Annotated in this window: 13 protein-coding genes; all 13 read left to right on the top strand. The window is 40.0% G+C overall.

The window, feature by feature from the left end:
- The first annotated feature begins 19 nt into the window (after positions 1-19).
- Positions 20-1087: an acyltransferase family protein gene (locus BW976_RS17255; RefSeq protein ID WP_076374705.1), complete on the top strand. Its 1068-nt coding sequence runs from the start codon at positions 20-22 to the stop codon at positions 1085-1087.
- A 7-nt stretch (positions 1088-1094) separates the two neighbouring features.
- Positions 1095-2660, top strand: coding sequence for a hypothetical protein (locus BW976_RS17250; protein ID WP_076374703.1), 1566 nt, complete (start codon positions 1095-1097; stop codon positions 2658-2660).
- Between the two features lie 87 nt (positions 2661-2747).
- Entirely contained in the window at positions 2748-3671 is a 924-nt protein-coding gene (locus BW976_RS17245) for a glycosyltransferase family 2 protein (RefSeq protein WP_076374701.1), read from the top strand.
- 103 nt (positions 3672-3774) lie between these two features.
- Entirely contained in the window at positions 3775-5163 is a 1389-nt protein-coding gene (locus tag BW976_RS17240) for an MBOAT family O-acyltransferase (RefSeq protein WP_076374699.1), read from the top strand.
- Positions 5163-6230, top strand: a complete 1068-nt coding sequence (locus BW976_RS17235) for an alginate O-acetyltransferase AlgX-related protein (protein ID WP_076374697.1) — start codon at positions 5163-5165, stop codon at positions 6228-6230. Before BW976_RS17240 ends, BW976_RS17235 begins: the two co-directional genes overlap by 1 nt.
- 26 nt (positions 6231-6256) lie before the next feature.
- Positions 6257-7471, top strand: coding sequence for a glycosyltransferase family 4 protein (locus tag BW976_RS17230; protein ID WP_076374695.1), 1215 nt, complete (start codon positions 6257-6259; stop codon positions 7469-7471).
- A complete protein-coding gene (locus tag BW976_RS17225) occupies positions 7471-8382 on the top strand; it encodes a glycosyltransferase (RefSeq protein WP_076374693.1) in 912 nt (303 codons plus the stop codon). Before BW976_RS17230 ends, BW976_RS17225 begins: the two co-directional genes overlap by 1 nt.
- A gap of 92 nt (positions 8383-8474) precedes the next feature.
- Positions 8475-9299 carry a glycosyltransferase family protein gene (locus BW976_RS17220; RefSeq protein ID WP_076374691.1) on the top strand — a complete coding sequence of 275 codons (825 nt, stop codon included), beginning with the start codon at positions 8475-8477 and terminating at the stop codon, positions 9297-9299.
- Positions 9278-10237 (top strand): glycosyltransferase family 2 protein, encoded by a 960-nt coding sequence (locus tag BW976_RS17215; protein WP_139332328.1) that lies wholly within the window; start codon positions 9278-9280, stop codon positions 10235-10237. Before BW976_RS17220 ends, BW976_RS17215 begins: the two co-directional genes overlap by 22 nt.
- Positions 10230-11228 carry a glycosyltransferase gene (locus tag BW976_RS17210; RefSeq protein WP_076374687.1) on the top strand — a complete coding sequence of 333 codons (999 nt, stop codon included), beginning with the start codon at positions 10230-10232 and terminating at the stop codon, positions 11226-11228. The genes BW976_RS17215 and BW976_RS17210 overlap by 8 nt, the downstream gene beginning before the upstream one ends.
- 1 nt (position 11229) lies before the next feature.
- Positions 11230-12255, top strand: coding sequence for a glycosyltransferase family 4 protein (locus BW976_RS17205; RefSeq protein ID WP_076374685.1), 1026 nt, complete (start codon positions 11230-11232; stop codon positions 12253-12255).
- 78 nt (positions 12256-12333) lie between these two features.
- A complete protein-coding gene (locus BW976_RS17200; protein ID WP_076374683.1) occupies positions 12334-13590 on the top strand; it encodes a glycosyltransferase family protein in 1257 nt (418 codons plus the stop codon).
- Positions 13591-13683: 93 nt separating this feature from the next.
- Complete coding sequence (locus BW976_RS17195; protein ID WP_245834724.1) at positions 13684-14925, top strand: glycosyltransferase; 1242 nt, start codon at positions 13684-13686, stop codon at positions 14923-14925.
- Positions 14926-15012: the final 87 nt, after the last annotated feature.

Raw genomic sequence — 15012 nt, 5'->3', positions numbered from 1 at the left:
CAGGTTATTACCAATCAAATTGGAAATAAAAACTATCCCTCCATTACTTAACCAACCCTATTATCCAACCTTAAGCGGGCTCCGGGGCGTAGCCATTTTAATAGTTGTAATTGGCCACCTAACCATCGGCACCCAATTTGGCAATTATTTCAAAGGGAATGCCGGAGTGGGGATATTTTATGTATTGAGTGGATTTTTGATCACCACCTTATTGCACAAAGAAAATATTTTAAATGGCAGAGTTTCGTTTAAAAATTTTTATATCAGAAGGGCGCTACGGATCTTGCCTGTATCCTATTTATTCCTCATCGTATTGCTTATTTTAAACGTTCTTTTAAAGCTTTCCATTTCAAACGTTTCATTCCTCACTTCTTTCCTTTATTTACGAAACCTGCCTATACATACCAATAACGCTGATTGGTATAACGGGCACTTTTATACGTTGGCTGTCGAGGAGCAATTCTATTTATTTTTTCCGATAATTATAGTTTTTTGCTTTAAACATTATATAAAAATTATATGCCTCATCATTTTAACAATCAAGATACTAGGGCTTTTGGTTTACAATAATGTCGGCTGGTTTTTCTCTGTTAAAATCATTCACTACCTCTCGCTCCTGATCGTTCTTTTATTCGGGAACGATACGATATCCATATTAATTGGCACCCTACTTTCAGCCCTGATTTTTAAGGGGATACTACCTACAAATAAAATAAAGAGCAATTTCCTTTTTACCTTCGTTCTTTTTGTTGCTGCCATTATTTTCAGAAACAGCCAGCTCATCGAAAATGAGTTCATCACCACATTAATCTTTGATTTATTGATAGCTGTAATAATATATCTGTGTTTTGATGAAAGCACTTTATTGTCTAAAATCTTAAAAAACAAGATTTTGATGCAAATTGGGACCTTATCATACAGCATTTATATATGGCAGCAATTGTTTACCCAATACCAGCCCTGGGGGCATTATTTCCGGTATGCTGATTCAGCATGGTTTAATGTACCCATTCTCTTTGTCGTTTCTTATTTATCATACTACCTCTTTGAAAGCCGCTTTTTAAAACTCAAGAAAAAATTCAACTGATAATCCCTTGATCATCCAAAAAGCAATAGTCTCTACAGACGCCAACCCATTCTATTATGATTTTTGGCCATTAACTGCAACAGCATGGAGCAATTTTAAAATAGCCCCGGTTGTAGCAGTTATTGGCGATCTTAACCTCAATTACGAGCATGGCCTGGTCATTAAAGTTCCGCTTATTGATAACATACCTACAGGATTTATAGCACAGGTTATCCGCTTTATTATACCTTGTCTGTTTCCGGAAGAAATATCTGTCATAGGCGACATAGACATGATTCCCCTAAGCAGAGAATACTTTACCAATCAGATATCCCAATATGACGATGATCGCATCATCATATTTTCGGCTGATGCTTATAAAGATCAGGTAAGGTACCCGATGTGTTATATAGCTGCCAAAGGGAAGTTTTTTCAACAAATTATTGGCCTTAAAGATACCAACTGGCTTACCATAAAAGAATTTATCGAATCTCTGTATGCTTTAGGTTTGCACTGGGAAACCGACGAGCTTTTTTTCGCTAAACAGTTACATGAATCGCCCTTGTTAAAAAAAACCATCTTTTTAACAAGAGGCGGGTGGGCTCCCTTTGCCAGAAAAAGAATAGACAGGGGGAAGTGGTGGTATTCCAAATTAGGGTTATTTAATAACAAATATATTGATGCCCATAGCATAAGGCCGCTAAACCCAAATCTTAGTAAGCTTAAAAACCTTATCAATTTTGTTGAAGCGGGGTCTGATCATAAGGCTTTCTTTTTTCAGTCATTTAAAAACCCGGTTAAGGCGGTTTATCTCGCCATTAAACAGCTAAAGCAGCTTCTTTTCGATAAAGACTTATACCAGGTTTTAAAAACAATCCCTGCAAAAGCCGTAAAAACTAAAACCATAGCCTTTGCACTTTATGGTAATGAACCGAGATATATAGAAAACATCGATCAAACCCTGGCATCGTATAATGAATGGCTTCCTGATTGGCAATGCCGATTATACATTGGCAGTGATGTAAGCGCCAAGACCATCCAACTACTCCTGGATAAACAGTGTGAGGTGATTATCATGAAAAGAGGCGGAATTGACGCACGGTATATGAACTGGCGTTTTTTAGTGATAGAAGACAAAAACAAGGATGCTGTTATTATTAGGGATATTGATTCTTTTTGCACTTACCGGGAAAAATTAATGATCGATGAGTGGTTAAATTCCGAGAAGAAATTTCACATTATCCGGGACCATGTGAACCACACCGGCAGAATTATGGGAGGCATTTGGGGTATAAAAAAGGGATTGATAGATATCGACATCAAAAAAGAAACGAAAAAGCTCCTGATGACAAACCAATACGGAATGGATATGGCTTTTTTAAATAAGATCATATATCCGCTGGTTAAGCATGACGTGATGGTACATGATAGTTTTCCAAGATTTCCAGATGAAGAGCCGATAGTTATACCCTTAGATAACAATGCCGGTTTTATTGGTGAAATAAATACGGATATAATCTTAAGAGACAGGGACAGGGCATTTTTAGATCATTTTGATCAAAGATGTTTTTCTCTTGAAACCATCATGAGCTAAAGTTCACAAACCGGAATGAGTAAACCGGCTCATGATAGCTTCATTACCATTAAAAAACAAATTACTCTCTTGAAAATAAAACGATAAATGCTTCTGCCTGATCTGCTTCAATATCGTGCCGAATTAGAAAAAAACGGAGCGGCATTTCCGTTGCAAACGGTACCGTTTACCAAACAGGGTCTATTAAATATTTTACCCAAACCCGAAACTGATAAAACAGGCTGGCCCTGGACCGAGGAAACTTCACCGGCTTTATATGATGAAAAGATAACATGGCCAAAGCTCACCATTGTTACACCTTCTTTTAATCAGGGTCACTTTCTGGAAGAAACCATCCGGTCAATACTCTTGCAAAACTATCCTAACCTGGAATATATAGTGATTGATGGGGGTAGCACAGATGACAGCGGTGCAATACTCGAAAAATATTCTCCCTGGATAAGTTATTGGCAAAGCAAAAAAGATAAGGGACAATCAAACGCTATCAATTTAGGTTTCAGCCTGGCAAGTGGCAGCTATTATGCGTGGATAAACAGTGACGATTACTACCTGAAAAATATATTCCACCTGGTGGCCAATACCTTTTTAAAACATCAGACTGCTTTTGTTTACGGATATGTCTTTAACAAAAAGAACAATGAGTTGGAATTGATGACTGTACCGCCGTTATACGATTATTTTTTAAAGATACCATCATTACCACAACCAGCCTGCTTTTGGAGCGCAAGCATCCATCAGCCGGTTTGGGAAGAAATGTATTGTGCGCTTGATTATGAGCTTTGGCTAAGATTGGTAAAAGGCCATAAACGCAAACGGATAAGGCAGCCGTTGGCTGTAGCTAACGTTCATGACGATGCCAAGACCCATAATGAAGCTACAAAAAATAAATGGCACGAGGATCATGTAAAAATGTGGTCGGCAGAAGGGCACGGACCAGTACCGGAATGGAAAAGAATAGTTTTCCTGAACCGCATCAGGTTAAAATTATACAGATTACTAAAGATCGTTTAAAAGAAGAATCAAGAGATGAGAGTCAAGAATCATGAAAAAATAACAAGCTGCTTTTTTCGATCTGTCTTGGCTCTTGACTCTCATCTCTTGATTCTTCCCCCATATGTTATTTAACTCTCTTTTATTCCTGCTCTTTTTCCTGGTAGTAACCAGCGCGTATTATCTGCTAACGCCCAAATTACGCTGGATATGGCTTTTACTGGTCAGCTGTTACTTTTACATGTATTTTAAACCGGTATATATTTTAATTATACTTTTCACCATTGTAATTGATTATATAGCGGGTTTATTAATTGAAAAGGCACAGGGCAGTAATAAAAAGTTTTTTCTGCTGGCAAGTATAATCGCTAACGTAGGGGTACTGGCCGTATTTAAATATTTCGACTTTTTCGCGGGTAACATTAATTTCCTGAGTCATCATTTTAATGGTCCGCAAATACCCTTGCTGCATATTTTGTTGCCTATAGGATTGTCGTTTCACACTTTCCAAGCTATGAGCTATACCATTGAAGTTTACCGTGGTAATCAAAAGGCCGAAAAGCATTTTGGTATTTACGCACTGTACGTGCTTTTTTATCCGCAGATGGTTGCCGGGCCAATTGAAAGACCTCAGCATATTTTACCCCAGTTGCACCGTGTAAACCAATTCAATACCACAGGTTTTATTACCGGCATATTTTTAATAGCGATAGGCTTGTTTAAAAAAATGGTGATTGCCGACCGTTTGGGCATGTTTGTTGACCCGGTATTTAACAACCCCCACGGCCATTCTGCATTTGATCTCCTGGTGGCTGTTTATTTTTTCGCATTCCAGATCTATTGCGACTTTAGCGGATACTCAGACATTGCTGTAGGTGCTGCCTTAACTTTAGGTATTGAACTGATGCGAAACTTTAACATGCCCTATCTCTCCAAAAACATTGCAGAATTTTGGCAGCGTTGGCATATCTCCTTATCTACCTGGTTCCGCGATTATGTTTACATCCCCCTTGGCGGCAGCCGGGTAACTTTCACAGTCACTTGCATTAATATACTTGTTGTATTTATCATTAGTGGTTTGTGGCATGGCGCCAATTGGAAATACCTGGTATGGGGCTTAGTACATGGCCTACTGCTCATTGGCTATCAGCTACTGAAAAAATTCGAAATTCATGTAAAGGGATTTAGTTATCTCCAATGGATACTCACCTTTAACCTGGTTTGCCTGGCATGGATATTTTTCAGGGCCAATACGGTTACCGAAGGTATTTTCATCCTAAACAAGATCTTTACTTTAGCTTCCTTCCATTATACTGCAGCTTCTATTATGCCATGGAACGAAATCTTTTATTGCATATTCATTATCCTGGCTTTGTTAGGGGGTGAATGGTACCTGCAGCGTAAAGCCGTGTGGTCAAAACGTGGCATGTTATTGACTACGGCTATTTTATTTATTGCCTGTTATTTCCTGGGGATATTTAATGAGGCTCAATTTATTTATTTTCAATTCTGATGAAAAAGATCACCGGTATATTGGTATTAGCTATTAGTATGATAGTACTATTGACGGCCATGAACCAGTCGTTCATCAACCGGATTAAGCAGGACAGATATTTTGACCATTTAAATAATGACCATACACCCAGATCATTATATCACCGATTTTTTGTAAGATCGGATCGCTGGGCATACGGCGACCTTTATGGCTTATGCTATCTGCCCCAATACCGGTTTAAGCTGGAACCTTTCAAAAAATACAATTCCACAAGTGGAGCGAATCCTCAAAACCGGGTGCTTTATATTATTGGCGATAGCTTTTTGGCTGACAAAACATTAACAAGCGCATTTGATGGTTTCGATAAGGTTATTTTTTTAGACAGAAGATTCCCCTTCGGCCCTCTCCGGTTAGACAGTACCCAACAAAATTTCCTGATCATGGAATTTGCCGAGCGTAACCTCAATGGCTATGTTATGAACAAAACCGATGAAATAAAAGCAAATCCCTCTGTATCACCTTCTCTCTTAAACAGGTTAGGAAACATTATTTTCAACAAAGACCTGAGCCGGAATTTGGAACTTTTACTATTTGACGACAAGTTATTTACCCCGATAAAAGAGTTAAAAGCATCGCTCAACTATAATTTATTTGGCCGCGTAGCGAAAGAAGTTGCCGTGAGTACCGACAAAAAAAGATTACTATTAAATATCACTGTTGACACCAGCGATATCCATTCGGCCTTCAGATATAAAACTGCCCGGCAAATTGATACGATAACGGCAAACCTTAAAGAGGCTAAAAATTATTACGAAGCCATCGGGTTTAAAAAAGTGTTCTTGAGTATTGTCCCAAACCCGGTATCCATCTATGATGAAAACCGGATGCCTTATAACCATCTGCTGGAACGGATAGAGGAGCAAACCGACCTGCCCCTCATCAGCATCTATAAGACTTTTAAATCTGATCAACATAACCTATACTTTTTAAGCGACGCCCATTGGAACCCTTTGGGTTTTGATATCTGGATACGGCAAGTAAATAGAACTTTAAAAAGTGCCAATACAAAATTACTAATTCAATAAATCACTAATTCAATAATTATTCCCGGATGACCATTGGTTTAGTTACACCCTATTACCCGGATAAGCAAACTTTTAATAGTGGTATAGCTAATCATTTCTCCATTTTGGCGAATGCATTAGCGCAACAAGGGCATCGCGTAGTGATTTTATATGTACGGCCTTCTTATGGAGATGGTGATAACATCGGGAGTCAACAAATCAATCCTTTAATTACCTTATTAACCTATCCTATAACTTTGCCAGCTTATTTCCACAAGCTTTTCAAAAACAGATGGGCCGTGCTTGATTTTCTGCTTAAACTGCGATGTATGCTGGTTACTTTTAAAATACTGAACAGGGTCATCAAAGAATATCAGCTGGATGTTATTGAAACAACCAATTATTATTCACTATGCTATTTTAACTTTTTAATAAGAAAGCCGCAAATACCCGTTGTTGTGCGGGTAAGTACAACATTTTTACAAATCATGGAGGAGTACTATCCATTTAAGTCAAGGCTTCAAAAAAGATTGGGACATATGGAGATAGCGATGTTAAAAAAAAGCAATTGCCTGGTTACCCATACTCATCATCATGCGGCTGAAATGGAACGGCTGTATGGTATTAATACCGGTAGGTTCCATATCGTTCCCCATGGCATTCCTTTGCCTATTTTATCATCAATTCAAACCCCAAATAGCGATCAGATCGAGATATTGTTTGTGGGGCGTTTTGAATACAGAAAAGGCATCGACTTATTGTTAGCAGCCATTCCCCTGGTGTTGGAAAAATATGAAAAAGTGGTTTTTAAATTGATTGGTGCTGATAACGATAATGCTTACGAAAAAGCTTTCCGTGTTCAGCATCCTGTTGATATTACAAACAAAGTAATGTTTTGCGGTTCAGCTAACCAGGCGGATACCAACAGGGCTTATGCCAGCTGCCATATTTTTGTGGCACCATCACGATATGAGTCCTTCGGATTGATATATATTGAAGCAATGAGTTATGGAAAGCCCGTTATCGGGCTGAAAGCAGGCGGAGCACCGGATATTATAAAAGACAACCATAATGGTTTATTGGCCGAACCGGAGAATGTATCAAGTCTTGTCCATCAGCTCTCCGCGCTCATAGAAGACGCGGATCTGAGAAAAGAATTAGGCGCAAATGCCAGAAAAACAGTTGAAGATAAATTTTCAGATGTACAACTTGCCTCAAATTCAATAGCCTGGTACCAAGAGGCTGTCAACAAATTCGCTTGATGGATATCTCGGTTATTATTTGTACTTACAATCCTAATTTAACAAGGCTTGCCCAAACGCTTTCATCTTTGCAAAAACAATCATTGGATCTTTTATTATGGGAGCTCATCATTGTAGATAATAATTCTTCTAACGGCTTTGACGCTCATCTTGATCTCTGCTTTTTCCCAAATTCCAGGATCGTCAGGGAACAGCGACAAGGCCTTACCTATGCCCGGCTTAAAGGATTTGATGAAGCCAAAGGAGAGATTATAATTATGGTTGATGACGACAATATACTCCAAAATGATTATCTGCAAAAGACCATTAATCTATTTAAAGATCACCCTCGGATGGGTTCGGCAGGTGGCAAATCACTGCCCGAATTTGAATGTGCGACGCCGGCCTGGTTAAAGGAGTTTTATGGCAACCTGGCCTTACGTGACCTGGGCAATGATGCCATCATTACCAAATGGGAAAACAGCTATCCCAACTCCGCCCCCATAGGCGCCGGCATGGCTATCAGAAAAGTTGCACTACAATCATACATTGATGCCATGCGCTCTGATAAAAATATGATAACCGACCGGACCGATACCTCCTTAACATCGGGCGGGGATAATGAGATCAATATCCAGATTTTAAAATCTGGCTGGGAAATTGGGTATTTTCCAGAATTGGTGCTACGGCATATCATTCCAAAAGAAAGAATGCAGGTTCATTACCTGGCCCGGCTGCTCCGGGATACCAACAGATCATGGGTTCAGTTGTTGGAAAAATACCACATCAACCCATGGAAAAATATCAATAAACAAACGCTGTTGCCCAGAAAAGTAAAAGCCTACCTCAGTTACAAAGCCTGGAAAAACGAGGTTAATTTTATTAAATGGCAAGGAGCCTGTGGCATGCTGGAAGGAAGAATTAAATCATAATGCTACAGCAAATTATTAATTTACTTTACCGGCATCCTCTCTCTGAGCTAAAAAGGTATAGGCGTTTTGGTGGATATTTTAGCTATCGGGCCATGATACGTGGTACCCGGCGCATGAAGGAAGCATCCATACAACTACCTCCTGTTCAGTGCTATGCTCATGGCTTACCTGTTTATTTTTTAACCGGTAAAAACTACCTCTATCAAACTTTATTTTGTATCCGATCACTCGTAAAATTCACCAACGAGGAGTTTCAGTTTATACTGGTTGATGATGGCAGCTTTGATAGTACCCTTGTTGCACAAATTCAAAAACAGCTTCCGGGCTGCAGGGTTGTTATGCAAGATGAGGTAGATAAAAATCTGCAACAACGTTTACCACGGCAACAGTACCCCCATCTATATCAAAAAAGGAAAGTATATCCTCATTTAAAAAAATTGACAGATATTCATACGCTCATGGGCGCGCATTGGAAACTGGTATTGGACTCTGACATGCTGTTTTGGGATACGCCTCATGAGATCATGCAGTGGCTAAAAAAGCCTGAACAGCCCATACATATGCTGGATTGTGTAGAAAGCTATGGCTATTCCAAACAACTCATGGAAAAACTGAGTGGGCATCCTATTCCCTCTTTACTTAATGTGGGAGCGATAGGACTAAACAGTACTGAAATAAACTGGTCGGCATTGGATAACTGGGTGAACATTCTGGAAAAAAAGGAGGGTTCCAGTTATTACCTGGAACAAGCCTTAACTGCTATGCTCATCGGTGATCAAAAGTTGACGGCTTTGGATAAGGATAAATATAAAGTAAACCCTTCCCCGGGCGACACCGAACCTCCTGTTCTGCATCACTATGTAGATCTCTCCAAAAAACATTATTATACGCAGGCTTGGAAAGAAACACTCCGTTAGTTTCTGTTTGCATGCCGGCTTACAATGCAGGCGAATATATTGCTGATACGGTAAAATCAATTATCGATCAATCATATACCAACTGGGAGCTCATTATGGTGAATGATGGATCAACAGATGATACAGCTGCTATCCTTAATCAATTAACCGACACCCGGATCAAGGTATTTCACCAGGAAAATAAAGGACCAAGTGCAGCTTCTAATCAAGCATTCAAACTGTCAAAAGGCAAGCTGATCAAATTTATGGATGCCGACGATCTGTTATCACCTAATTATATTCAAAACCAGGTTTCTGTGATCAATGACGATGAAGATGCCATTGCTTTTGCTGCCTGGGGGCGATTTTATAACAACTCATTGAAAACGTTTCGCCTGGATGATAACTTTTTAACAAAATCTATGAAGCCTGCCGAATGGCTCATTGCCTCCATGACCGATAAACAGGTTATGCTGCAGAATGCTATGTTCCTTATTCCACGCAGGATCTTAGAGGTTTCCGGCTTATGGAACGAAACGCTTTCGCTGATCAATGATTTTGAATTTTTTATCCGGGTATTGTTATGTGCACATGAACTTCGTTTTACCAATGATGCTATTTTATATTACCGCAGCGGGCTTGCCGGATCTGTATCAACCACCACTTCAGCAAAGGGTGCAGAATCGGCATATCATTCGGTAAACCTGGGCACGCAGTATCTTTTACAACAGGAAACCAGCACCAGGGTAAACAGGATAGCTGCCGATTGTTTTCAGCGATTGGTTTATACTTTTTACCCTCAGCATAAAGCTGTCGTTCAAAAAGCAGTATTAAAAGTAAAGGAACTCGGGGGTTCCTCCATTGCTTTCCCGGCGGGTGGTTATACAAAAATACTGGCATCGGTATTAGGATGGAAAGCCACCCAGTATCTTAAATTCATATTCAAAAATCGTGGTTAGCTGCAGAATCTATTTATTTACTTATAAAAGGAACCATCTGCTGCCCAGGGCTGTTGAAAGCCTCATCAATCAAACCTTTCAAAACTGGGTTTGCGAACTGCACAATGATTGCCCGGATGATCCATTTCCGGCTGCTTATACAGAGTCATTAAATGATCCCAGATTTATCATGAAAAACCATACGGTTAATATGGGTGCTGTTGCCGGTTTTAATCTTGCTTTTGCGGGTTGTACAGAACATTATGCCAGTATCCTGGAAGATGACAATTGGTGGGAACCCACTTTTCTGGAAGAAATGATTGCGCTAATGGAAAACAGACCAGCTGTAAATATATCCTGGAGCAATATGAATTTGTGGCAGGAAAAAGCGGGTAATGAATGGCAAAATACTGGTAATACCATTTGGCCCGCCAGTGCTCATACAACAACATTTTCGTGGCCTGCACAACAACAAGCAATCAGTGCCCTCCATTCAACCGGAGCTATGTTATATAGAGGTAAATATGCTCATCATTATATAGCACCTCATGAAACACTGTTAAATGCTATTGAATTAGTGCGCGAACGAGCTTTTGAACACCCCATTATTTTAAATCACAAGCCTTTGGCTAATTTCGCCATCACCATAAACACCAACCGTTCTGCCGATCCGTATCCATGGATCGCTTCCCAGGTAATGTTACTGGCCAGTTACATAGAGGCTTCTGGTAACGATGTTGCGATCATAAAGGAAGCGCTGTCCTATCATCGCCAGCTAAAACCCAATCCTATGGTCAATTTCTTTTTAGCTGATCTTTTTTTATTAAAAAACAGATCGCTTTATCAATACTTCAACCTATCAGATTGGATGGTTATTGGCAAATGGCTCATCAGAAACGGGCATAAACTAAACTATATTAAAACCTACCTGGCATCGCAAAAAGCAACGTATATTTTTTTGCTAAAGCATACCCGGTTGCGGTTTCAGGAGTCAAAACAAAACATACATTGAATTGAAAATAGCCCTTATCGTAAACCCTTTAATACCTGTACCACCCGAACAATATGGCGGTATAGAACGCGTGGTGTATGTACTGATCAGGGAGTTGATAAAAATGGGACATAATGTTACCCTGTATGCCAATCCAAATTCTCAACCGGGCTGCAAGCTTATGGGTTACCGGGAGTCTGAAAATTATGGATTAAAAGATTTTATAAAGATTAACCGGTTAACATCCTCCTTGCTTTTTAAAAACTTCGACGTTGTACACACCTTTGGCCGCATGAGTAATATAGCATCGCTCATGCCTTTTAAGCAGCCTAAAATAGTTTCGTACCAGTTACCACCTACCATATCGCAGGTAAAAAAAGCGGTAAATATAGCTGCCAAAAACTCACTTTATTTTACAGCTTGCAGCCATTTTATTGCCGGGCAGATCAGCCATATCGGTAAGGTAACCACCATTTACAACAGCGTGGATATGGCCGACTATCAATTTAACGCCGAAGTTGATGCAGATGCGCCATTGGTATTTTTAGGAAGGATACAGCAGGAAAAAGGAACCGCCATAGCTATTGAAATAGCGCTTAAAACAAACAAAAAACTGATCATAGCGGGTAATATACCGGCGGAGCAAATTCATCAGCAATACTTTAATGAACAGGTACGCCCCTTCATTGATCAGAACCAGATCAAATACATCGGTCCGGTTAATAATAGTCAAAAAAATGAGTTATTAGGTAAGGCCTGCGCCATGTTGATGCCTGTGACCTGGGATGAACCTTTTGGTATTGTAATGGCCGAAGCCCTGGCCTGCGGCACACCCGTAATCGGATTTAACAGGGGCGCAGTACCCGAAGTGGTAACCAACGGATCAACCGGTTTTGTATGCAGCAATATCAACGAAATGATTGAAGTGGTTAATAATATCTCCACCTTAAGCAGATCAAAATGCCGCCAGGTGGCCGAAGAAAAATTCAGTTCGGCCGTAATGGCTACGCAATATGAACAATTGTATTATCGAGTATCAAGTAGTTAGTATCAAGTATCATGACTGCTGCAATTGTTTTATGAGGATTTCAAAAATCTTGATACTTGATACTAACTACTTGATACGATGAAAAACATCACCTTCATTACCACCGGGCAGCCGAGTACCAATCCCCGGCTGGTTAAAGAAGCTGAAACATTAATTAAGTTGGGATATCAGGTTAAGGTGATCTGCTGCTTTTATCAGGAATGGGCGCGGGAGTTTGACCTTGAGATCGTCAATAGAAATAAAGATGTATATATTTATTGTGGCGGTGATCCTGTGAATGAAAAATTAAGCTATTACAAAACACGTTTACGGCAAAAAATAAGCTGGCGTCTTTTTAACTTTACCAAAGCTTTCGATGTGCCAGAAAATGCCATATCCCGGACGCATGCAGAGGCGCTGACTATCGCCAAATCCATAAAAACCGATCTGTATATCGCGCACAATCTTGGCGCTTTACCAGCGGCGGTTTTGGCGGCAAAATTTAACCATGCCAAAGTAGGTTATGATGCCGAAGATATGCACTCCGGTCAGTTCAAAACTAAAGATGAAAAAGGCTATCTGTTGAATAAATTTATTGAAGAAAAATATTTCCCTCAAACAGATTATTTTACGGCAGCAAGTCCGCTTATTGCTCAAAACTATAAAGAGGTTTATTCTTATTTGAATCCAGTGTTGATCAATAATGTTTTCCCGAAGATTGAGCTTCCGATCAGGTCTGGAACTGATACCACGCAGCCTTTGAAACTTTTCTGGTTTTCACAAACCATTGGCACAGAACGGGGGATCGAAAACATCATCGGGGCCATGGCGCTTGTTGCAAAACCAACAGAATTGCATTTACTGGGAAATTGTTCTGACGAGGATAAGCTGATGATCATAAAACTGGCAGAATACAATCGTCTTACTGCTGATCAAATCCATTTTCACCGGCCTATTGCCCCCGATGAACTTTTTAAATTTGCGGCCCGGTTTGATATCGGCATGGCTACAGAAACTGCTCCCAACCTGAACAGGGATATTTGCCTCACCAATAAAATTTTTACCTATATACAAGCCGGCCTGGCTATGATTGCCAGCGATACGCAGGCCCAACGCCTTTTCCTGGAGCAATATCCCGCCACTGGAAGTCTATATCAAAAAGATGATATCAACTCCCTGGCCAATTGTATATTGGGATATGCCGAAAATCCGGAAAGGCTAGCACAAACCAAGCAAATGAATTATCGGTTGGGCCAAACCGAGCTGAACTGGGAAAATGAAAGTAAAATATTTCAGCGCATAATAGAGAGTCAAGATATTAGCGTTAAGAACCAGGATAATAAAAGTGAGTTCTAAAATCAAAATAAATCCGATATCAAAAATCCGAATTCCGAAATCAAAAATCTCCTCATTATATCGCCCTACTTTCCACCGGTAAATGCGGCCGATATGCAACGGATACGCATGAGCTTACCCTACTTTGTCGATGAAGGCTGGAATGTAGAAGTGGTGATGGTGGATGAGCGTTATGCGGATATTCAGATAGACCCCTTGTTGCTTCAAAGTATCCCCAAAGATATCCCAATACATCGGGTTAAGGCACTGAATAAACAATGGACATCCAAATTAGGCTTGGGCAGCATCGCTTTACGTTCGCTTTGGTTTTATCGCCGTAAAGTTAACCGCCTTTTGAAGGATGGAAAATTCGACCTGATTTATTTTTCAACCACCCAATTTCCGGTTTGTATTCTAGGCACCTATTGGAAAAAAAAGTTTGGTATCCCTTATGTTATTGATATGCAAGATCCCTGGCATTCTGATTACTACCAGAACAAACCCCGGGAACAAAGGCCACCAAAATACTTTTTCTCGTACCGTTTAAATAAATATCTTGAACCCATCGCCATAAAAAATGCCGATGGCTTAATCAGTGTTTCGGAAGACTATATTGATGTGCTGAAAAACAAATATCCTGTTATAAAAAACAGGCCATCAGCTGTGATCACTTTTGGAGCTTTTGAACCGGATATATCCATCGCCCGGGAAAACCAAACGGAATTTGTGAACCTGTTAGATGCCCGGTTTATCAACATAGTTTATACCGGTCGCGGCGGTGCCGATATGCATCAGGCTATAACACCTGTATTTGAAGCCCTTAAAAAAGGCCTTACAGATAAGGGAGATGCGTTTTTCAGTCGGTTGAAGTTTTATTTTATAGGGACCAGTTATGCCCCGGCTGGTCAGGGTAAACCAACTATACTGCCCCTCGCCCAACAATATGGGGTAGCAGACTATGTTGTTGAAATAACCGATCGGATCAGTTATTATCATACCCTGCTTACCTTGCAGCAAGCCAATGCGCTTTTTATTCCTGGCTCCGACGATCCGCAATATACGGCATCGAAAATTTATCCTTATCTGCTTACCCCAAAACCCTTACTGGCTATTTTTAACGGAAAAAGCTCCGCCATACCGATACTTAAATCATACGGTGTAAAGCACGTGTATGACTATGAAAAAGTAACAGAAATAAATATTAACGAGTTTCTTTCACAACTCCATAACGGTAATCCTGAACCGCCATTATATGATCAGGAAACGATCAGCAAATATTCGGCACAACAAATGACGGTGAATCAATGCCGGCTTTTTAATCAGGTTTTAAATCGAGAGTCAGGAATCAAGAGTTGAGAATCAAGACATAAAAAAGCTAAAGTTTAAACATGTCAATAACAAGTGAACAATTTTTTGTTTCCCTCTTGATTCTTGATTCTAACA

The organism is Mucilaginibacter lappiensis (assembly GCF_900155965.1).
Classification (GTDB): domain Bacteria; phylum Bacteroidota; class Bacteroidia; order Sphingobacteriales; family Sphingobacteriaceae; genus Mucilaginibacter; species Mucilaginibacter lappiensis.
This window is presented reverse-complemented; position numbering and strand designations above follow the sequence as displayed.

Coding starts and splice junctions, on each gene's coding strand:
- BW976_RS17245 (WP_076374701.1), top strand. CDS start 2,748: ATGCTTCTGCCTGATCTGCTTCAATATCGTGCCGAATTAGAAAAAAAC.
- BW976_RS17240 (WP_076374699.1), top strand. CDS start 3,775: ATGTTATTTAACTCTCTTTTATTCCTGCTCTTTTTCCTGGTAGTAACC.
- BW976_RS17235 (WP_076374697.1), top strand. CDS start 5,163: ATGAAAAAGATCACCGGTATATTGGTATTAGCTATTAGTATGATAGTA.
- BW976_RS17230 (WP_076374695.1), top strand. CDS start 6,257: ATGACCATTGGTTTAGTTACACCCTATTACCCGGATAAGCAAACTTTT.
- BW976_RS17225 (WP_076374693.1), top strand. CDS start 7,471: ATGGATATCTCGGTTATTATTTGTACTTACAATCCTAATTTAACAAGG.
- BW976_RS17220 (WP_076374691.1), top strand. CDS start 8,475: ATGATACGTGGTACCCGGCGCATGAAGGAAGCATCCATACAACTACCT.
- BW976_RS17200 (WP_076374683.1), top strand. CDS start 12,334: ATGAAAAACATCACCTTCATTACCACCGGGCAGCCGAGTACCAATCCC.
- BW976_RS17195 (WP_245834724.1), top strand. CDS start 13,684: ATGCAACGGATACGCATGAGCTTACCCTACTTTGTCGATGAAGGCTGG.